Below are 20,901 nucleotides of genomic sequence, written 5' to 3' on the forward strand. Positions count from 1 at the left end.
TGTTTCTGGTTGTCAGACCATGGTTTTGATCCCAAATAGCGGCCAATGACTGATCCGATCGCCTTGAACCATCCGACAGACGCGGCACGCCCCCGTCCCATAGCCATATCTAATTGGCTTTACTCCGTCGCCTTTCTGGTGTTCATCATGGTTGTCGTTGGCGGTATCACCCGGCTGACCGAATCGGGGCTGTCGATAACCGAGTGGAAGCCGGTGACCGGTGCGTTGCCGCCGATGAGTGAAGCGGACTGGTTGTCGGAATTCACAAAATATCAGCAGATCCCCGAATATCTGGAGATCAACGGTCCGGCTGGCATGACGTTGGCGGATTTCAAATATATCTATTTCTGGGAATGGGTGCACCGGCTGCTCGGGCGGTTGATTGGCGTGGCCTTTGCGCTACCGCTGCTGTGGTTTGCGATGAAGCGGGCGATCCCGTCGGGATATGGCTGGCGGTTGGTGGCTTTGCTCGCGCTCGGCGGGCTGCAGGGCACGATCGGCTGGTGGATGGTCAGTTCCGGCCTGAGCGAACGGACGGATGTCAGCCATTTTCGGTTGGCTGTACATTTGCTCACCGCGTTGTTCATTCTCGGCGGTCTGGTCTGGACGGCGCTTGATCTGCGCCAGCTGTCTGCTGGCAACGTAAAACCGGCTCGGATGACCGGGCTTGGCTTGGCGGTGTTGGCAGTTCTTTTTTTCCAGTTGCTCTTTGGCGCTTATACCGCAGGTCTGGATGCTGGCTATGTGTCGAGCACCTGGCCGCTGATGAACGACTATTTCGTCCCTGGCGGGATCAACTGGGGTAGCGGCATCTGGAATGCGCTTAATAATGATCCCTATCTGATCCACTTCATCCACCGCTGGTGGGCCTGGGTTGTGGTCGGCTTCCTTGTCTTTCTCGCGCGGAAAGCCCGGCCCATTGATCGCCGCGCTTCCATTTCGATCCACATCGCTTTCGGCAGCCAGATACTGCTCGGCATCGCAACGGTGATGACCGGCATCGATATCCATCTGGCGGTATTGCATCAGGCGGTGGGTGCGCTGGTTGTTGCATCGACGGTCTGGGGCGTGCATCTGATTGGTCGTACGCAACGATGAGCGATTCCGTGTCGCTGAATTTCTAACCCTGCGATATTACCCAGCCGTTGCCAAACTGACTTGAGGATAAGGTGCATGAGGGTCTGAAAATCGGTTGCGGTATTATTATACCCGCTAGCAAAGCCCCGCTTTCGCTTGACTTGCAGAAAAAACAGCGCCAATAGCGCCGCAGTCGGCCGGATCCTCGTGTCCGGCTTTTGTTATTTTTGAATCTCACTCTCCAAGAAGGAGCCACCCCATGAAGGGTATCACCAAACAGACACAGTCGGCCAAGCCAGCTGATGTCGAAAAGAAATGGCATATCATTGATGCCGAAGATCTGGTCGTTGGCCGGGTTGCATCGATCATCGCCAACCTTTTGCGCGGCAAGCATAAGCCAAGCTACACCCCTCACGTAGATTGCGGTGATCATGTCATCGTGATCAACGCCGAGAAGGTGAAGTTCACCGGCAACAAGACCAAGCAGAAAACCTATTACAAGCACTCCGGTTATCCCGGCGGCATCAGCGGCACGACGGCGGAAAAGATCCTCGAAGGTCGTTTCCCCGAGCGCGTCATGGAAAAAGCTGTCGAGCGGATGATCCCCAAGGGTCCACTTGGTTTCGCCCAGATGCGTGCATTGCACGTTTTTGCTGGCACCGAGCATCCGTATAACGGCCAGAACCCGGTGGCGCTCGACGTCGCTTCGATGAACCGTAAGAATAAGGTGGGCGCATAATGTCTGACGTAAAAACCGATCTCGCTGATCTTAAAGATATCGCCGGCCCTGCCGTAGTCGATGCGCCAATTGCTGCTGACGCGGATGCCGAAACTGTAGCCGTTGAGCCACCCGTCTCCACCATGCCTTTGCGCGAGCAGGAGCTGGATAAATTCGGTCGTGCTTATGCGACCGGTCGCCGGAAAGACGCGGTTGCCCGCGTATGGCTGAAGCCTGGCAAAGGCACGATCACGGTCAATGGCCGCGATCAGGAAACCTATTTTGCTCGCCCGACCCTGCGTCTGGTGCTCAATCAGGTTTTCGCGATCACTGAACGCGAAGGTCAATATGACGTCGTCGTCACCGTTAAAGGCGGCGGTCTCTCAGGACAGGCTGGTGCGGTCAAGCACGGCATTTCGCAAGCGTTGACCAAATATGAGCCGGCTCTGCGGTCAGCGGTCAAGGCAGAAGGCTTCCTGACCCGTGACAGCCGTAAGGTCGAGCGGAAGAAATATGGTAAGGCAAAAGCGCGTAAGAGCTTCCAGTTCTCCAAGCGTTAAGCAAACCAGATCGAATTGCGAAAAAGGCGGCCTGCGGGTCGCCTTTTTTTATGACTTTCGGGATTTTGGAGCGGGTTGCTGGGGTTTTCTGATTACTGCCCAGCTTAAGACGAGCAATATGATGCTGGTCAATATCGCGAGATAGAAAATGTTCGGGACCGCACCAGCGCCTTTGGCGGAAAACAGCCATCTGCTGTTGCGAACCACGCGGACAAGCGGAATCGTCGCTGCTGAACCAACTGAAGAGCATGGTTCGCGACACAGATTCTAATTTTTCCCATTAATGATCAGATGGTTGAGCTTCTCCTTATAGTGAAACCTAGTTTATTCTAACTCTCTATTGTTGCTCGGCTTTGTGAATTATCCATCCGCACGGGGGTCAACGTGACCGTATGGAGAAAGTCAGCATGCCAACGGGCTTGCATATCCGATGCCGTCCCGGATCACGATCAGCCGATCGATTGGCGCCATTGCCAGTGCCTGAGCGGCTGGCTAAGGCTCTTTCTATGAAATGGCTTGTCATAATCGGAGTGCTCCTCCTCGCTTGCGGATGTTTTGCCTGGTGGTTTTTTGCGCAGCCGGGCCCGAGGCAGCTGGATATGGTCAATAATGTCATGCCGGGCGACAGCGATGCCAGGCTGCTCATACAGGATGAGATCTACGATGAGGCGCTTGGCCTTGGACTCAACATCTGGACTCCAAAAACCGCTGCGACCGGACCGCGTCCGGTTGTCGTCTTCATCTATGGCGGCGGCTGGCGCGACGGAGCCAAGGATCATTATGCTTTCACCGGACGGGCGCTGGCCAATCGCGGCTATATGGTGGTGTTGCCCGACTATCGCCTGTTTCCCAAAACGCGTTTTCCCGGTTTCCTCGAAGACAGCGCCAAGGCGCTCGCATGGGTGGACGACAATATCAAGGCGCTTGGCGGTGATCCGAGCCGGATATTCCTCTCCGGGCAATCTGCCGGTGCCTATAATGCGATGATGCTGGCGCTGGACCGGCAGTGGCTGGGGCGCGAGGGCAAATCACCCGACCTGATCAGGGGCGTGGCGGCGCTGGCCGGACCCTATGATTTCTATCCGTTTGATTCCGAGACAACGAAGCAGAGCTTTGGCGAGTATCCCGAACCGGAGATGACCCAGCCAATCAATTTCGTCCGGTCCGATGCTCCGCCGCTGTGGCTGTCTAGCGGTACAAATGATACACAGGTCAAACCACGCAACAGCAAGGTTTTGCGCGATAAAATCCTCGCAGCAGGTGGTGACGCTGAATATGTCGAATATCCCGATGTCGACCATCTCGAGATCATGATGGCGCTGGCCAAGCCATTTCGTCACAAGGCCCCGGTGCTGGATGACATGGTCGCCTTTTTCGAGCGCCACAAGTGATTGCATGAATCGAAAGCCGACTAGTCTTTTTTGCAGTGCAAAACGGTTGAGAAAGCAGCACTTCTTGGTTATGCCCATCCGCAGAACAAGGGAATCCGATAGACATGGCTACTTTTACGCTCCCCAAGAACAGCAAGATCCGCAAAACCGGTGAATTGCATCAAGCGCTGACCGGCGGAAAAAAGCGCCCATTCAAAGTCTATCGCTACGATCCGGACAAAGGCGAGAACCCGCACTACGACACGTTCGAAATCGACACGGACGAATGCGGGCCGATGGTGCTTGATGCGCTGATCAAGATGAAGTCGGAACAGGATGCTACTTTGACCTTCCGCCGCTCGTGCCGCGAAGGCATTTGCGGCTCCTGCGCAATGAATATCAACGGCAAAAATGGCTTGGCCTGCACCACCGCGATTGAAGATTGCGGGAACAAGGTAACCATTACCCCGCTGCCGCATATGGAAGTGATCAAGGATCTGGTCCCTGACTTCACCCATTTCTACGCGCAATATGCCTCGATTCAGCCTTGGCTGAAAACGGTTACGCCGACGCCATCCGGCAAGGAACGGCTGCAGTCGCCGGAAGATCGCGGCAAGCTCGATGGTCTGTACGAGTGCATCCTGTGCGCCTGCTGCCAGACCAGCTGCCCGAGCTATTGGTGGAACAGCGACAAGTTTCTTGGTCCCGCGATTCTGCTGCAGGCCTATCGCTGGCTCGCCGACAGCCGTGATGAAATGACCGGTGAGCGGCTCGACGAACTGGAAGATCCATTCCGGCTCTATCGCTGCCACACGATCATGAATTGCGCCAACGCCTGCCCGAAGGGTCTGTCCCCGGCCAAGGCGATAGCCGAAATCAAGAAGATGACCGCTTCGCGCGAAATCTGATTCGGACGCAGACGCCAGTTCATGACCGAAGCCGAGCGTAATTTTGACATCAGCGATCCTGATCCGGACTATCCGGGTTGGAGCATATGGCAGCTGAATGATCCGGATTGCTATAATAGTTTTCTAGGAAAAATGGTTGTACGGCGCGGTGGCGACGGAGTGGGCGATGAAGTCGCTCGAGTCCGCATGTTCCCCGAACGCAAGCACCGCAATCTCGGCGATGCGGTCCATGGCGGAACGATGATGGGCTTTATCGACTGTTCGCTGTTTGCCGCAATGCGGGTGCTGGAACTCGGTCCGTCCGGCTATGCTGTAACACTGGAATTGCAGACACATTTCCTTGGCTCTGCGCGGATGGACGAACCGCTTGAAGCACAGGTAGAGATTACGCGCGAAACGGGGCGCTTTTTGTTCATGCGCGGGCTGGTTGTGCAGGGCGAGAATGGCGAGGATAATATGGCCTCCTTCACCGCCATTGTGAAAAAGGCGCCGCGCCGGAAAACGGACTTGCAATGAGTTCTTTCTACCAGCGTTATCTGGCTTTGATCGCGCAAGGGGAACTGAAACCAGATCCTGACCAGGAAGCTTGTGCAAAACGGCTGGCCCGTTTGCAAAAGGAGCTGGAGGCCGTGCCGCCACGGGGCAGCATATTATGGCGCGCATTCGGCAAGAAGCCGCAGGCACCGCAGGGTGTCTATATGTGGGGCGGAGTCGGACGTGGCAAGTCGATGCTGATGGACTTGTTCTACAATAGTCTCGAAATTCATCGCAAAAAACGCGCGCATTTTCACGAATTTATGCTCGATGTTCACGCCCGGCTCAACGAAGAGCGAAAGAAGGAGCAGGGCGATCCGGTGATCCCGGTGGCCAAGAATCTGGCAGGCGAAGCGCGCTTTCTCGCTTTTGACGAAATGGTGGTGAATAACAGTGCCGATGCGATGATCATGTCGCGGCTTTTCACCGGGCTGGTCGATGAGGGGGTAACGATTGTCACCACGTCAAACCGCCCGCCCGACGATCTGTACAAGGACGGTCTCAATCGCGAGCATTTTCTGCCGTTTATCGATCTTCTCAAAACGAGGCTCGATGTGATTTCGCTTAACGGGCCGACCGATTATCGGCGCGAGCGGCTGGGCGACGTTGATCTCTGGCATGTGCCCAATGGCGAGGCGGCAACAAAGGCGTTGAGCGAAGCCTTCTTCCGCCTGACCGACTATCCGCCCGAGGACCGTGCCCACGTTCCGTCGGCGGGAATAGAGGTGCAGGGTGGCCGGATGCTGACCGTACCGAAATCGCTCAAGGGCGTCGGCGTTTTCTCGTTCAAACGGCTTTGTGCAGAAGCCCGGGGTGCACAGGATTATCTGGCGATTGCCCGCCACTATCACAGCGTGATCATTGTCGGAATTCCGGTGCTATCCAAAGAGAATCGCAACGAGGCCGCGCGCTTTGTCACGCTGATCGATGCGCTCTACGAATATCGGGTCAAGCTGCTGGCCAGCGCCGACGCGGAACCGGATTCGCTATATCCGGAAGGGGATGGTTCCTTCGAGTTTGAACGCACCGCATCGCGTCTGCTCGAGATGCAATCGGATGACTATCTTGCTCTGGGTCACGGCGCCGCGGTCTAGAGCAGGCTTAAACTATCCAGATCGATCGCCATTTGCGCTGGTCTCTCTGCCATTGCTGCGAACATTCTGTCGCCGCGTTCTGTCTGTTCGACATGGAGCGAAGCGTTGATGGCCATGATGAAACCGGAAAAGGCATGGTGGCGATATTCAGTCCAGAAGATCTCGAAAGCGGGGGAATTCGACCGGTTTGACAAATAGGTTTTGACCAATTTTTCCTCTTGTTCGCGCCTTTCTTCCGGATCGGCGAAACTGGTTCCGATCAGATAGGCCACGTCATTGGCCGGGTTGCCGAGAGAGCAGGTTTGCCAGTCGACCAGCGCCGCAATCTGGCCATCGGTATGGTACAGAATATTGTCGAGTCGCATATCACCGTGGGTGACGGTCAATTCCGGCGGTTCATGCGCAATATAGGAACCGATGCGGTCAACCAGCTGCTGGCCGAGGTCCAATATCTCCGGCGATAGCAAGGCAGAGAATCGCTCGCGAAAGACTGGATAGCCGGCGGGCAAGCTGGTCTCGAGAAACTGGCTGTTGCCGGTGCCATGATTCAGCCATTCTAGGTTGTCGAACCCGCTGGCCGGTTGAAAATTATGGAGGGCGGCGGCCTCCGCCAATGTTGTCTCCACTTGAATCAACGAAGCGCCTGCCAGTTGATCGCCTTGCGAAGCGGGTGCCATATCTTGCAGAAGGAGCACAAATTCCTGCTCGTTCTCGGCGATATCGGCGTGATAGGATTTCGGACAGAGCGCGCCGCAATCGTCGGCGATATCGCGGTACCAGCCGACTTCCATATCATAGAGATGGAAGATCGCGGCGGCGCCCCGGCTGACCGGATCGGCGCTGGGGCATTTGGCGATGAAGGTCGCCGGATGATCACCACCGGACCAGTCGCAGGTGAATCGGTAGCTGTCGCAGACCTGGCCCGTGCCGACCGGTTCATGAGTCAGCGATTCGAGTGAGCCGGGAGTGGCGCCGAAAACCTGCTCAATGAAAGTCGGTTCGAATTCTTCGGGACGTAAGGGAAAGCGGCGACTCATGCTGCGGGGTCCATGATGCCCGCCAGGCCGCTGGTGGCATGGGGGCCGATGAACAGCTGCTCGACAACACCAATGCCGTGATGCTCCTGGCCATCGACGGTGAGCACAGTATCGCTGAGCGCCTGGATATGGATGGTGGTCATATCGATTGCCGGTGCTGGGTCGAGAGTGATGACATCATGCGCGACCTCTAGGTCGCCGTGATCCATACCGTGGCCCCAGACCGGATGGAGATAGCCGAGGCCGGACATATAGAATGTCCGAGCGGCATCGCCTGTACGCGGTGTGATCGAGAGCGACCCGGTGCCGGTTTCGAGCGCCACCTGTTTGATTCGGCGGGAACCGCTGTGATAGCTGAGATCGATCGCCTTCGGTTCGAACTCTTCGGCGGTTCCGGATATTGTATCGACCACACCGCGCCGGTTCCAAGGAAGGCCGTCACCATCGTCATTGCTGTGAAAGAAACAGGCGTGATTATCGAAATTGAGCGGCGTCCAGAGCCACCAGAATTGCGGAAATTCGCCTGCCGGTGGTGGCTGCGATTCGGATGCTCCGACTTGTCTTATGCCCCAGCTACGGTCGCGGGTGCCGCGGCAATTGGCGATATCGATATCCCGACCTTCGACGGTGATTGTGCCCGACCAGTCGCCGTTCTGCGTCATTCTGGTATAGTCCATCATCAGCCGCGGGCCTTCGCGGCGGATGAAGCGCGGTTCTTCGATCGGCTGGTGGCGGGCGGTGAGTGTAATGTCTGCGGTGATCGGGCTGTCATTGCCGGCAACGATCAGTCTCAGCTTTTGAAGTGGCTCGACTATCGTGACGGTGATCGGCCCGACCGTCAGATCAAGCCGCTCGCTGCCCATGCGTTTGGCGGCGCGCAGATTATGCTGTTTGCCGTCAATCGAGACGCAAAAGGCGGCGTCCATAATGTCGAGCTGGGGATAGATGCCGAGGGCTGCGGCGAAGAAGATGCTGCCGTCCGCGCTATAGCCGTTGAAGAAATAGCGGTCGTAGAAATTGCGGTTTCCGCCCGATAGCGCCATCGGTTCCGGCGTCTGGTGCAGCGGATAATCGTCGCCTTTTGTCAGCATGTTGCATCCTCTTTTCTTTGCATCATGCCATTTGAATTTCACTTTGCAACGCAAAAGATTGGAAGATTTGGAAGCATGTTTGCTGTTCTTCGTCATCCTGAACCCGTTTCAGGACCTCTGACGGCTCTCCCCCTCCCGGCGTCCTGAAACGAGTTCAGGATGACGAGGTCGAAGCACAGTTATTGCTACTGCGAACTGTTTGCAAAGATAGCAGTCAAATTGGTGCTTTCTGCGGTTGAATTTGTCAGATTAGGGGCCTAATCCTGACATTAATATCCATTTTCGACTCTATTCTTAGGAGAATTTCCCACATGGCCCGTAACAAAATTGCGCTGATCGGCGCAGGCATGATCGGCGGCACGCTCGCCCACCTCGCAGCTTCCAGAGAAATGGGTGATGTCGTCCTGTTCGATATTGCCGAAGGCATGCCAGCGGGCAAGGCGCTCGACCTGAGTCAGGCGGCTCCGGTCGACGGGTTCGACTCCAATCTTAAAGGCACCAGCGATTATGCCGATATTGCCGGCGCCGATGTGATCATCGTGACCGCAGGCGTCCCGCGCAAGCCCGGCATGAGCCGTGACGATCTGCTCGGCATCAACCTGAAAGTAATGAAGGCTGTTGGCGAGGGCGTCAAGACCCACGCGCCGGATGCCTTTGTTATCTGCATCACCAACCCGCTCGACGCGATGGTCTGGGCCTTGCGCGAATTTTCCGGACTGCCGCACCAGAAGGTTGTCGGCATGGCCGGCGTTCTTGACAGCGCCCGCTTCCGTCATTTCCTGGCTGACGAATTCAACGTCTCGGTTGAAGATGTCACCGCATTTGTTCTCGGCGGCCACGGCGATACGATGGTTCCGGTTCCGGCTTATTCGACCGTTGCCGGTATCCCGATCCCCGATCTGATCAAGATGGGCTGGACCACGCAGGAAAAAATCGACGCGATCGTCCAGCGCACCCGCTCCGGCGGCGGCGAAATCGTCCAGTTGCTCGGCAATGGCTCGGCTTATTATGCGCCGGCAACCAGCGCGATCATGATGGCGGAAAGCTATCTCAAGGATAAGCGTCGGGTACTGCCTGCTGCGGCCCACCTGACCGGTCAATATGGCGTCGACAATCTCTATGTCGGCGTGCCGTGCATCATCGGCAAAGACGGCGTCGAGAAGATTATCGAAATCGAACTGAGCGAAGAAGCACAGGGCAATTTCGACGTGTCAGTCGACGCGGTCAAGGAACTGCTGGCAGCTTGCAAGGCGTTGGATTCAAGTCTGGCATAAAAATCAATATCCCGGCGAACGTCGGGGTCTCATGGGAAAGCCCGGCTTTCGCCCGGAGCGACGAGGAAGTAGTTTTATGAGCATTTTAATCGACAAGAATACCAAGGTCATAACCCAAGGCATGACCGGCAATACCGGCACGTTCCATACTGAACAGGCTTTGGCTTATGGCACGCAGATGGTTGCGGGCGTTACACCGGGCAAGGGTGGCACGACCCATATCGGTCTGCCGAACTACAACACCGTGGCGGAAGCCAAGGACGCCACCGGCGCAACTGCCTCGGTTGTGTATGTTCCACCTCCGTTCGCAGCGGACTCGATCCTTGAGGCGATTGACGCGGAGATCGAGCTGATCGTTGCGATTACCGAGGGCGTTCCGGTGCTCGACATGGTTCGCGTCAAGCGCGCGCTGCAGGGCAGCAAGTCGCGCCTGATCGGCCCGAACTGCCCCGGCGTTCTGACTCCCGGCGAATGCAAGATCGGCATCATGCCCGGCAGCATCTTCCAGAAGGGTTCGGTCGGCGTGGTCTCGCGTTCCGGTACATTGACCTATGAAGCCGTTCACCAGACCACGGCGGTTGGTCTCGGCCAGACCACGGCTGTCGGCATCGGCGGTGACCCGGTCAACGGCACCAACTTCATCGACGTGCTGGAACTGTTCCTGGCTGACGATGAAACCAAGTCGATCATCATGATTGGTGAAATTGGCGGCAGCGCGGAAGAAGAAGCGGCGCAGTTCATTGCCGACGAAGCCAAGAAGGGCCGTTCCAAGCCAATGGTCGGCTTTATCGCCGGTCTTACGGCGCCTCCGGGACGCCGCATGGGCCATGCCGGTGCTATTGTTTCCGGTGGCCAGGGCGGCGCGGAAGACAAGATCGCGGCGATGGAAGCAGCGGGTATCCGCGTGTCGCCTTCGCCGAGTGAGCTGGGCACGACATTGGATGCGATGTTGAAGGAGCTGGTTTAATCGTTCCCCTGCGAAGGCAGGGGGACATCTCCCGATTGTGTCAAGCGGAGCAAGCGGGAGATGGGTACCTGCCTTCGCAGGTACACGGATAGAAGGGACTGACGATGAGCAAGCCCGGCTTTGTCTATTTTATGGCAAACCGGAAAAACGGAGCGATTTACACCGGATCAACCAGCGATTTGGTCAAGCGAACCTATCAGCATCGCAATGGGCTGATTGATGGCTTCACCAAGGAACATGGTTGCAAGCTATTGGTTTGGTTTGAAGCTCATGACGATCTGGATGAAGCGCGGTTGCGGGAATTGCAGGTCAAGAAGTGGAAGCGGGACTGGAAGGTCCGGCGGATTGAAGAAGGAAATCCCGAATGGCGGGATTTGTGGTTCGAGATTGTGAAGTGAATTCGCCGTCGTCCTGTGGTGCCCGTGCGAAGGCAGGGGGCCATCACGGAAACGGCAGGCAAAGCAGATTGATGGCATTTCCGCTCTGCCGAGCCTGGTCGCAACAAAAGGCGGTTGTGATCGGACGATAGATTTGGAGATGGGCCCCTGCCTTCGCAGGGGAACAAAAAGGTAAGACAATGGGTTTTGAGAATCAGGATTTTATCGGCTCGGAGCATGAGCAAGGCCCGAGTTGGCAGCGCAAGCATTGGCCGGTTGATGATGCCGACGAACTGAACAGCGCGCTGGATCCCACGCAAATGGGCATCGAGATAAAGGCATCTGCTGAAAAGTCCGGCAAATCCATGTCCGATGCAGAGGTTGCTCAGGCGGCGGAAAACTCCATCCGGGCGATGATGTTGATCCGTACCTATCGGGTGCGCGGGCATCTGGGTGCCAATCTTGATCCCCTCGGCCTGTCGAAGCTGGAAGAGCCGGCCGATCTGACTCCCGAATTCCATGGCTTTACCGCAGAATCGATGGACAAGCCGATTTTCCTGGGCGGGGTATTGGGTTTTGAAACCGCGTCTATCCGCGAAATCGAAGCCGTCTTGCGCGCCAATTATTGCGGTCCGGTCGGTCTCGAATATATGCATATTGCCGATATCGAGGAACGGCGCTTTCTGCAGGAGCGGATGGAGGGCAAAGACGCCGAAATCCACTTCACGCCGGAAGGCAAGAAAGCGATCCTCAACAAGGTGATCGAAGGCGAGGAATATGAAAATTTCCTCGGCAAGAAATATGTCGGGACCAAGCGTTTTGGCCTCGACGGCGGCGAATCGATGCTGCCGGCGCTGGAGAATATCATCAAATATGGTGGTCAGTCCGGTGTCCGCGATATTGTCTATGGCATGGCCCATCGTGGCCGTCTGAACATTCTCGCGAATGTGATGGCAAAGCCCTACAAGGTCATCTTTCACGAATTCCATGGCGGTTCCGCCAGTCCCGAAGATGTCGGCGGCTCGGGCGATGTGAAATATCATCTCGGCACGTCCACCGACCGCGAATTTGACGGCATCAATGTCCATATGAGCCTCGTGCCCAATCCGTCGCATCTCGAAGCAGTTGACCCGGTTGTGCTCGGCAAGGTCCGCGCCCAGCAGGTTGCGCGCGACGATCTGGAAAAACATGACCAGGTCCTGCCAGTACTCATTCATGGTGATGCGGCCTTTGCCGGTCAGGGCATCGTCTGGGAGTGCCTCGGCTTCTCCGGCATCCGCGGCTATAATACCGGCGGTTGCATCCATTTCGTGATCAACAACCAGATCGGTTTTACCACCAGCCCGCAATTTGCGCGCTCTTCGCCTTATCCGTCGGACGTTGCCAAAGGCGTGCAGGCGCCGATTTTTCACGTCAACGGCGACGATCCCGAAGCGGTGACCTTCGCCTGCAAGATTGCGATGGAATTTCGCCAGCGCTTCGGCCGGGATATCGTGATCGACATGTGGTGCTATCGCCGCTTTGGCCATAATGAGGGCGACGAACCGAGCTTCACCCAGCCGATCATGTATGCAGCGATCAAGAAGCACCCCAAGGTCAGCAAGCTCTATGAAGCGCGGCTGGTCGAGGAGGGCGTGATCGACGCGGACTGGGGAGACCAGACTCGCAGCGCCTTTGCCGACCATCTCGAAACCGAATTTCAGGCCGCGGCCGATTACAAGGCCGACAAGGCCGACTGGTTTGGTGGTCGCTGGCAGGGCCTGCATATTCCGGCCGATCCGGAAACCGCGCGCCGCAATGCGGAAACCGCGATCGACGCGAAATTATTCGACAGTCTCGGCCGGACATTGACGACGGTTCCCGAAGGCCTGCGCATTCACAAGACCCTCGGCCGGGTTCTCGACGCCAAAGCCAAGATGTTCGAGACGAAAGAGAATTTCGACTGGGCAACCGGCGAAGCTCTGGCGTACGGATCACTGGTCTCCGAAGGCTATAATATTCGCCTGTCCGGTCAGGATAGCGGGCGCGGGACTTTTTCCCAGCGCCATGCCGTATGGGTCGATCAGGATACCGAAGAAAAATATGTGCCACTGAGCACGGTTCGTCATGGCCGGTTTGAAGTGCTCGACAGCCCGCTTTCCGAATATGGCGTGCTTGGTTTTGAATATGGCTATGCCGGTGCCGATCCGAAAACCCTGGTATTGTGGGAAGCGCAATTTGGCGATTTCGCCAATGGCGCGCAGATCATGATCGACCAGTTCATTGCCTCGGGCGAAGCCAAATGGCTGCGGGCCAACGGCCTCGTGATGTTGCTGCCCCATGGTTATGAGGGCCAGGGGCCGGAACATAGTTCGGCACGGCTGGAACGGTTCCTGCAACTTTGTGCGCAGGATAATATCCAGGTTGCGAACATCACCACCCCGGCCAATTATTTCCACGTGCTGCGCCGCCAGATGCTGCGGAGCTTCCGCAAGCCGTTGATCATCATGACGCCGAAGTCACTGCTGCGACACAAGCTGGCGGTATCGAAAGCGGAAGACTTCCAGGGCGACCATCATTTCATGCGGATATTGTCCGACACCAATCCGCCTGCCGACAAGGATGTGAAGCGCGTCGTGCTGTGCTCGGGCAAGGTCGCCTATGACCTGATCGAGGCGCGCGACGAGGCGGGCGACAAGAATACCGCGATCATCCGGATCGAGCAGCTTTATCCGTTCCCCGGCGAACCTCTGGTGGTCCGTCTGAAGCGGATGAAAAATCTCGAGACGGTAGTCTGGGCCCAGGAAGAGCCAAAGAATAACGGCAGCTGGCATTTTGTCCGCTCCTATCTGGAGAAAGCTCTGGCTCTGGCGGACGTCGGGCCAACCGAACCGGTCTACGCCGGACGCGCCGCTGCGGCCTCGCCCGCAACCGGTCTGGCCTCGCGGCACAAGCAGCAGCAGGAGCGGTTGATCGCTGAAGCACTCGGGCATCCCGTACAGGATTGAAAAGAGAGTAGTAGAATATGGCTATAGAAGTAACAGTCCCGGCATTGGGCGAATCGATCACCGAAGCGACATTGGGCGAATGGCTCAAGCAGCCTGGCGATGCGGTCGCTGCCGATGAGCCGATTGCCAGCCTGGAAACCGACAAGGTGGCACTGGAAGTGCCGGCGCCGCAAGCCGGTGTGATGGGCGAACATAAGGTCGCGGTTGGCGATACGGTTGAAGTCGGCGCGGTCATCGCGACGATTGAAGCGGGTAGCGGCGCGGCCCCGTCGAAAGCTGCGGAGACACCTGTCGACCCACCGGAAAAATCCCCTTCTGTCACTGCCGCCAAGGCTGCGGACAAACAGGACGAGGTTACCACCAGCATCACCCTGTCGCCGTCGGTACGCCGGCTGGTTTTAGAACATGGTGTCGACCCGAGCCAGATCAGCGGCACCGGCAAGGATGGCCGGCTGACCAAGGCCGATGTCGAGCAATATGTGAAATCCGGTGCGCAGCAGGTGCCGAAGGCCGAGGCTGGCGCAGCGACCAGCGCGCAGACACCGGCGGCGCCATCGCCCTCATCATCGCAGGGCGGCAACCGCAACGAAGAGCGCGTCCGCATGACCCGCTTGCGACAGACCGTCGCACGGCGGCTGAAAGAGGCGCAGGAGACCGCAGCGCTGCTGACCACATTCAACGATGTCGACATGACCGCAGTGATCGAGACGCGCAGCAAATATAAAGAGCTGTTCGCCAAGAAACATGGCGTGAAGCTCGGCTTCATGGGTTTCTTCGTCAAGGCCGCCTGCATGGCGCTGAAAGACGTGCCCTCGGTCAACGGGCAGATTGATGGCGAGGAAATCGTCTATCATGATTATGCCGATATTTCGGTCGCGGTGAGCGCGCCCAATGGTCTGGTCGTTCCGGTTATCCGCAACGCCGAGTCGATGAGCTTTGCCGATGTCGAAAACACGATCGGTGATTTCGGCAAGCGCGCCAAGGATGGCACATTGACCATGGCAGATATGAAGGGCGGTACCTTCACCATTTCCAATGGCGGTGTGTTCGGTTCGCTGATGTCGACCCCGATCATCAACCCGCCGCAGTCGGCTGTGCTCGGCCTGCACCGGATCGAGGATCGCGCTGTCGTCGTCGACGGCGAGATCGTGGTCCGCCCGATGATGTATCTGGCGCTCAGCTATGACCATCGTCTGATCGACGGCCGCGAAGCGGTGACCTTCCTGGTGCGGATGAAGGAAGCAATCGAGGATCCGGCGCGGCTTTTGATTGATTTGTAATTTTTTTCGTCATCCTGAACTTGTTTATCTCCGATGGTTTGCAACTCAGGACCTCCAGAGATCCTGAAACAAGTTCAGGATGGCGAGTATAGAGGTGAACTATGACCGACAATTTCGACTATGATCTTCTGATAATCGGCTCCGGGCCCGGCGGCTATGTCGCGGCGATCCGCGCGGCGCAACTCGGTCTCAAGACCGGCTGTATCGAGAGTCGCGAGACGCTTGGCGGCACCTGCCTTAACGTCGGCTGCATCCCGTCCAAGGCGATGCTGCACGCTTCGGAACTTTATCATGAAGCCCATTCGGGTGCGCTGGAGAAATTCGGCGTGAAACTGACTGGCGCAAAGCTCGATCTCAAGCAGATGCTGGCCGAGAAACTGAAGGCGGTTGAAGAACTGACCGGCGGCATTGCGTTTCTGTTCAAGAAGAACAAGGTCGACTGGATCAAGGGCCATGGTTCGTTTGAAGACAGTCACACGGTCAAGGTCGGCGACAAGAGCTACACCGCGAAAAATGTCCTGATTGCGACCGGTTCGTCGGTTACGCCGTTGCCGGGTGTCGAAATTGACAATGACAAACATGTCGTGGTCGACAGCACCGGCGCGCTGGAACTGCCGAAAGTGCCGGGTCATATGGTCGTCATCGGCGGCGGCGTGATCGGGCTGGAATTGGGCAGCGTCTGGCTGCGTCTCGGCGCGAAGGTCACCGTGGTCGAATATCTCGACCAGATCCTGCCCGGCATGGACGGCGATATCCGCAAGGACAGCGCTCGGATGTTCAAGAAACAGGGCTTTGATATCCGCACCGGTACCAAGGTCACCGGCTGCACGGTCAAGGGCAAGAAAGCGACCATCACCATGGAACCGGCCAAGGGCGGGGACAGCGAAACGATCGAAGCCGATGTCGTGCTGGTGGCGATTGGCCGCAAGCCCAATATCGGCGGCCTCGCGCTGGAGAACTCGGGCGTGGAAACCAACGACCGCGGCCAGATCGAGGTCGGACATGACTTCCAGACCGAAGTCCCTGGCGTCTATGCGATTGGTGACGTGACCCCCGGTCCGATGCTCGCGCACAAGGCCGAGGATGAAGGCATTGCTGCAGCGGAATTTATTGCCGGACAGCAGGGTATCGTCAATCACGACCTGATCCCCGGCGTTGTCTACACCTATCCCGAGATTGCCAGCATCGGCAAAACAGAGGAAGAGGTGAAGGAAAGCGGCGTCGAATATAAGGTCGGCAAATTCCTGTTCGCCGCTAACAGCCGCGCCAAGACCAACCGCGACACCGAAGGCTATGTGAAGATCATCGCGGATGCTAAAACCGACCGCGTGCTCGGCGCCCATATCATCTCGTCGCTCGCCGGCACGATGATCGCGCAGGTCACGCAAGCGATGGAATTTGGCGCGACCTCGGAAGATATTGCCTATACCTGCCACGCCCATCCGACCCACTCGGAAGCGATCAAGGAAGCGGCAATGGCGGTGCAGGGCAAGCCGATCCATATGTGAGTATCGGCTGCGGATTACGGGAGTATTTTATGTTCTGGAGAATGTTGGCGACCATAATCTGTTTTTCCACATTTAACGGACTTGCCTGGGGAAAAACAGAAAATCAGGTTCGTTCGGTCGATATCTATATCACGCCCTTTTATACTGCCGCCGACACGGAGAAAAAGCGAACCGTTCGCGTGGACAGTCGATTTGACAAGCTTTTGCGATCTGATGATCATGCCAGGATAGTGGAAGTCCAATCTGCAATTCGGTTGGAGCCGGAGAATGTGTCGCCTCTGACAATGATGGTACTGGCCTCGCGCCTTTATGACGTTGGCGAACGCGATGCTTCCGTCTTCTGGTTTTATGCGGCCAAGGATCGATTTTTCACAATGGCAGATGTCCTGGAAGGCTATAGCAGACCTGCTCCGTTGACGCCTAAAGGCGAAACTTACGCCGCGATTGTCTCATTTGTTCGACTGGCGGGACCGGCGATCAATGGATATGCGTTTTGTGATATTGAGAAGCAGCAGATGCTCAGGAAAGAGGCGTTTAAATGGGTTCAAGAAAACCCTTATGCGCTGTTATTCGACGAGAAACAGCAAGCGAAAGAGGGTGGCAGACAAGCACTTCTGGAGGCGAGTCTTCTCAGCAACGGCATGAAAATGAACGACGAAAGCGCTTATCTGCAGGATTCGGAAAATGTTGCAGCGTTGAAGGACGGGAGAAGGCAGAACGGGGCCGACAGCAGATATTGCTGGTGACTGTCCTGCGGCGGCCTATTCCGTGATTCAGCCAACCGTCTGCCAGTTGAGCTGCCAGCAACTGTTGATCGTGGGCAGGGCTATCAATCGACCGATGATGGCGGTCAATTTTCCATATTAATATTGCTACGGCAGTTTTGGGGGCATGCATGGCGATCAAACATCATAAACTCGTGCGCTGGCACGTCTGGCTGGGCTGGTTGATCGGGGTGCCGGTCATCATCTGGACCGCCAGCGGATTGCTGATGGTAGCGCAGCCGATCGAAACCGTGCGCGGCAATCATCTGCGTAGCGAGGCACCGGCGCTGGGCGCGATAAAGCCCGTGCCGCCCTTGCTCGAGGGTCGTCAGGCGAAGAGTCTGACCTTGCAGCAAAATAGCATGGGCCCGTTTTGGGTGATTGCCTACGCCGATGGCGGCAAGCGGCGGGCGGATTCCGAGACCGGCGCTTTGCTGCCCCCGGTTTCGGGCGCCGAGGCCAATATGCTGGCGAGCGCGGCCCGGTCCGACAAGGCGGCAATCCGGTCCGTTACATTATTTGCGGAGAACCAGGCGCCGATGGAACAGCGCAGCGGACGGCCATCGTGGCAGGTTGTGTTTGACGATGATGCGCGCTTCTATATCGATGCGGACAGTGGCGAACTGCTCGCGGTGCGCACCAAATTCTGGCGCGCGTTCGATTTCATGTGGGGGCTGCACATCATGGACCTGCAGACGCGTGAGGATACCAGCCATCCGATCCTGATCGGCTCGGCAGCCATTGCCCTGCTGGGTTCGATACTCGGCTTTGTCATGCTGTTCACGCGGCGCAGACGAAGGAAAGCATCATGAATTCCGGTTTCTTGTATAGTGCGCTCGGCTGGCTCGATCTGTTCGGGATTGCGGTATTTGCCATTTCCGGAGCGCTGGTCGCGGCGCGCAACCGGCAGACTTTGGTAACTTTCGGCTTTTTCGCGCTGGTCACCGGTGTCGGCGGCGGCACGGTCCGTGATCTGTTGATCGGCGCGCCGGTATTCTGGGTGCAGGACGCGCGGGTGCCGATATTATGTCTGGGGATTGCTTTGCTAGTCTGGGTCACGCCGGTGAAATTCTGGCGACCGGCAGCGGTCGACTGGTTCGACGCGATCGGACTGGCCGCCTATTCGGTTTTTGGCGCTGCCAAGGCGATGCAGCTGGGGATTGACCCGGTCCCCGCCGCGATCATGGGCATCATCACCGCGAGCGTTGGCGGGGTGATCCGCGATCTGATCTCGGGAGAACCGTCAATCATCATCCGTCCCGAGCTTTACGTGACCGCAGGAGCGCTTGCTGCTTCCGTGTTCGTTCTGCTGGTGCAGATCGGGGTGCAGGGCTTCATCGCTGCGCTGATCGCCTTTACCGCGGGATTTGCATTGCGCGCGCTTGCGATCATCAAGGGCCTGTCTTTGCCCGCCTATCGCGGTGCCGAAGACAAGGAATAGCCTAGCAGCCGGTCGATCCAGCCGGCGGAAGCTTTTGTGTTCCGGGGCACTGCAGTGCCGCATTCGAGGCACAATGCCTGTACATCTTCACGCACGAGCAGGCCCTGAGCGGTTGTCATGGCTTGAGCGAAAATTGCCTTCTGACGCTGCGCGGCCCAGCCGATCACGCCGGTGACCGGTGCACTTTCCTGACGGACGAACGGAATACCTTCAAACGGTAGCCACGAGAGACTGACCTGCGGATCAAGATATCGGGCGTGATAATCGCCTTCCTTCAGATCGGCGCGCCTGGCAGCTTCCGCGAGCGCCTCCGGCATGCCGCCAAAGCCGTCGACCAGACCCAGTTGCCGGGCGGTCCCGCCATCCCAGACGCGGCCTTGTCCGATCGTATCGACTTCTGCTGACGTCTTGCCGCGCGCTGCCGCAACCAGTTTGATGAAGTCACCATAGCTGTCTTCGACACCGGCCTGCAAAATAGCATTGAGATCGTCGCTGAAACCGCCGACAAAATCCGGCTCGCCCGATAGCGGCGTGGTCTGCACGCCGTCGGCGGTGACCCCCCATTTGGCGAGCGCTTTTTCAAAACTGGGCAGAACCGCGAATACGCCAATGGAGCCGGTAATTGTATCGGGCTCGGCGAAGATATGGTCGCCTGCGGTCGCGATCCAATAGCCGCCGCTGGCCGCAACATCGCCCATCGAAACGACGATAGGCAGTTTCTTTTTCCTGGCTTCGAGCAACGCCAGGCGAATTTCCTCGCTGGCGAAGGCCGAGCCACCGGGGGAATCCACGCGGACCACCAGAGCCTTGATGTCGTCTTCGTCCAGCGCGGTGTAGATCAGTTCGGCGATCCGCCCGCTGGCGGCCATGCCGGGGCCGGTATCGCCGCCGACAATCTCGCCGGCGACGGTGATGACGCCGATAGCGGAGCCGTCAGTCTCGACCGGATGTGCGGCAACGAAATCATCATAATTGATGCTCTTGAAACTGTCCGGCGAGGGCTCTTCGTCCGCGCCCACTTGCTCTGCAACAAAGCGGTCGAAGGCGGTCTGGTCACCCAGCTTGTCGATCAGTTTCTGCTCCATTGCGACGGCTGCATAGTCGCCGTCGGCAGCGGTGATGAACGCAGCGGGATCGTCGGCAAATGGCTTGACGTTCGCTTGGGGTCGGGATTTCTTCAATTCGGTCAGCCAGCTGTCCCAAAGCACGCCATAAAGCGCTTCGGAGGCTTCTCGCGATGCGTCCGACTGGTCGGCGCGCATATAGGGTTCGACTGCGCTTTTATAGGTGCCGACACGATATATATTGGCAGTGACGCCGAGCCGGTCGATCAGGCCTTTATAATAGAGACGGTTGCCGCCGGGGCCGGCAAAAATGATTCCGCCCATCGGGTCCATCCAGATTTCTGTGGCATGGGCGGCTAGCTGGTAGCTGTCATCGCTATAGAAGCTGGCGAATGCATAAATCGGTTTTCCCGCCTTCCTGGCGCGGGCGAGCGCGTCGCCAATATCGGTCAGACTGGTCTGGCCACCCCCGACGAAACTGCTGAGATTGAGCACAATCGCTTTGACACGGTCGTCTTCCACGGTGGCATCAATGGCGTGGACGACATCCCGCAAGCGATATTCGCGCGGGCTGTTGCCAGCATTACCTGCCAGAAAATCCTCGAACGTGGGGGCTGCGGGCTCTTCGACAATCACGCCGTTCAGGTCGAGCAGCAATGCGCCATCGCGGATCGCGCCGCTATTGGGTTGAGTCGACAGCAGAGCATAAAGCGCGCCGAAAAACAGCAACATGGCGATCAATACCATGCCATCCTTTATTGCGACCAGAAATCTCCACGCCGCCCGCGCAAACTGCATATTCATATCCCCGTTTTGACTGGATTGACCCGTCCTATATGGGACCGAGGCC

The 20,901-nt window shown here is 57.4% G+C and carries 19 protein-coding genes; 16 read left to right on the top strand and 3 right to left on the bottom strand.

Going from position 1 to position 20,901, the window contains the following annotated elements:
• The first annotated feature begins 45 nt into the window (after positions 1-45).
• The 7 genes from ACWFTY_RS02505 to zapE all read left to right on the top strand — a co-directional run bounded on the left by ACWFTY_RS02505 (position 46) and on the right by zapE (position 6,261).
• Positions 46-1,098, top strand: a complete 1,053-nt coding sequence (locus ACWFTY_RS02505; protein WP_447525823.1) for a COX15/CtaA family protein — start codon at positions 46-48, stop codon at positions 1,096-1,098.
• A 238-nt stretch (positions 1,099-1,336) separates the two neighbouring features.
• Entirely contained in the window at positions 1,337-1,816 is a 480-nt protein-coding gene (gene rplM, locus ACWFTY_RS02510; protein WP_447525824.1) for a 50S ribosomal protein L13, read from the top strand.
• Positions 1,816-2,355 carry a 30S ribosomal protein S9 gene (gene rpsI, locus ACWFTY_RS02515; protein ID WP_447525825.1) on the top strand — a complete coding sequence of 180 codons (540 nt, stop codon included), beginning with the start codon at positions 1,816-1,818 and terminating at the stop codon, positions 2,353-2,355. The genes rplM and rpsI overlap by 1 nt, the downstream gene beginning before the upstream one ends.
• A 599-nt stretch (positions 2,356-2,954) precedes the next feature.
• Positions 2,955-3,746 (top strand): alpha/beta hydrolase, encoded by a 792-nt coding sequence (locus tag ACWFTY_RS02520; RefSeq protein WP_447525826.1) that lies wholly within the window; start codon positions 2,955-2,957, stop codon positions 3,744-3,746.
• 104 nt (positions 3,747-3,850) lie between these two features.
• A complete protein-coding gene (locus ACWFTY_RS02525; RefSeq protein WP_447525827.1) occupies positions 3,851-4,633 on the top strand; it encodes a succinate dehydrogenase iron-sulfur subunit in 783 nt (260 codons plus the stop codon).
• A gap of 21 nt (positions 4,634-4,654) precedes the next feature.
• Positions 4,655-5,149, top strand: coding sequence for a PaaI family thioesterase (locus ACWFTY_RS02530; protein ID WP_447525828.1), 495 nt, complete (start codon positions 4,655-4,657; stop codon positions 5,147-5,149).
• Positions 5,146-6,261: a cell division protein ZapE gene (gene zapE, locus ACWFTY_RS02535; RefSeq protein ID WP_447525829.1), complete on the top strand. Its 1,116-nt coding sequence runs from the start codon at positions 5,146-5,148 to the stop codon at positions 6,259-6,261. The genes ACWFTY_RS02530 and zapE overlap by 4 nt, the downstream gene beginning before the upstream one ends.
• On the opposite strand, the gene ACWFTY_RS02540 is transcribed toward zapE, so the two are convergent.
• Complete coding sequence (locus tag ACWFTY_RS02540; protein WP_447525830.1) at positions 6,258-7,298, bottom strand: phosphotransferase; 1,041 nt, start codon at positions 7,296-7,298, stop codon at positions 6,258-6,260. The genes zapE and ACWFTY_RS02540 overlap by 4 nt on opposite strands.
• Complete coding sequence (locus ACWFTY_RS02545; protein WP_447525831.1) at positions 7,295-8,389, bottom strand: hypothetical protein; 1,095 nt, start codon at positions 8,387-8,389, stop codon at positions 7,295-7,297. The genes ACWFTY_RS02540 and ACWFTY_RS02545 overlap by 4 nt, the downstream gene beginning before the upstream one ends.
• Positions 8,390-8,700: 311 nt before the next feature.
• On the opposite strand from ACWFTY_RS02545, the gene mdh reads away from it, so the two are divergent.
• The 9 genes from mdh to ACWFTY_RS02590 all read left to right on the top strand — a co-directional run bounded on the left by mdh (position 8,701) and on the right by ACWFTY_RS02590 (position 18,987).
• Positions 8,701-9,663: a malate dehydrogenase gene (gene mdh, locus ACWFTY_RS02550; RefSeq protein WP_447525832.1), complete on the top strand. Its 963-nt coding sequence runs from the start codon at positions 8,701-8,703 to the stop codon at positions 9,661-9,663.
• Between the two features lie 76 nt (positions 9,664-9,739).
• Positions 9,740-10,630: a succinate--CoA ligase subunit alpha gene (gene sucD, locus ACWFTY_RS02555; RefSeq protein ID WP_447525833.1), complete on the top strand. Its 891-nt coding sequence runs from the start codon at positions 9,740-9,742 to the stop codon at positions 10,628-10,630.
• Between the two features lie 104 nt (positions 10,631-10,734).
• A complete protein-coding gene (locus tag ACWFTY_RS02560; RefSeq protein WP_447525834.1) occupies positions 10,735-11,028 on the top strand; it encodes a GIY-YIG nuclease family protein in 294 nt (97 codons plus the stop codon).
• A gap of 179 nt (positions 11,029-11,207) precedes the next feature.
• On the top strand, positions 11,208-13,994 hold the full coding sequence (locus ACWFTY_RS02565) for a 2-oxoglutarate dehydrogenase E1 component (protein ID WP_447525835.1): 2,787 nt from the start codon (positions 11,208-11,210) through the stop codon (positions 13,992-13,994).
• A 17-nt stretch (positions 13,995-14,011) separates the two neighbouring features.
• Complete coding sequence (odhB, locus tag ACWFTY_RS02570; RefSeq protein ID WP_447525836.1) at positions 14,012-15,274, top strand: 2-oxoglutarate dehydrogenase complex dihydrolipoyllysine-residue succinyltransferase; 1,263 nt, start codon at positions 14,012-14,014, stop codon at positions 15,272-15,274.
• A 101-nt stretch (positions 15,275-15,375) separates the two neighbouring features.
• Entirely contained in the window at positions 15,376-16,782 is a 1,407-nt protein-coding gene (lpdA, locus tag ACWFTY_RS02575; protein WP_447525837.1) for a dihydrolipoyl dehydrogenase, read from the top strand.
• 29 nt (positions 16,783-16,811) lie between these two features.
• Entirely contained in the window at positions 16,812-17,528 is a 717-nt protein-coding gene (locus ACWFTY_RS02580) for a hypothetical protein (RefSeq protein WP_447525838.1), read from the top strand.
• Between the two features lie 149 nt (positions 17,529-17,677).
• Positions 17,678-18,358: a PepSY domain-containing protein gene (locus ACWFTY_RS02585; RefSeq protein WP_447525839.1), complete on the top strand. Its 681-nt coding sequence runs from the start codon at positions 17,678-17,680 to the stop codon at positions 18,356-18,358.
• Positions 18,355-18,987: a trimeric intracellular cation channel family protein gene (locus tag ACWFTY_RS02590; protein ID WP_447525840.1), complete on the top strand. Its 633-nt coding sequence runs from the start codon at positions 18,355-18,357 to the stop codon at positions 18,985-18,987. Before ACWFTY_RS02585 ends, ACWFTY_RS02590 begins: the two co-directional genes overlap by 4 nt.
• Here ACWFTY_RS02590 and sppA read toward each other — a convergent pair.
• Positions 18,960-20,855: a signal peptide peptidase SppA gene (gene sppA, locus ACWFTY_RS02595; RefSeq protein ID WP_447525841.1), complete on the bottom strand. Its 1,896-nt coding sequence runs from the start codon at positions 20,853-20,855 to the stop codon at positions 18,960-18,962. The two genes, ACWFTY_RS02590 and sppA, sit on opposite strands and share 28 nt — an antisense overlap.
• Between the last annotated feature and the right edge of the window lie 46 nt (positions 20,856-20,901).

The organism is Parasphingorhabdus sp. NYA22 (genome assembly GCF_976973735.1).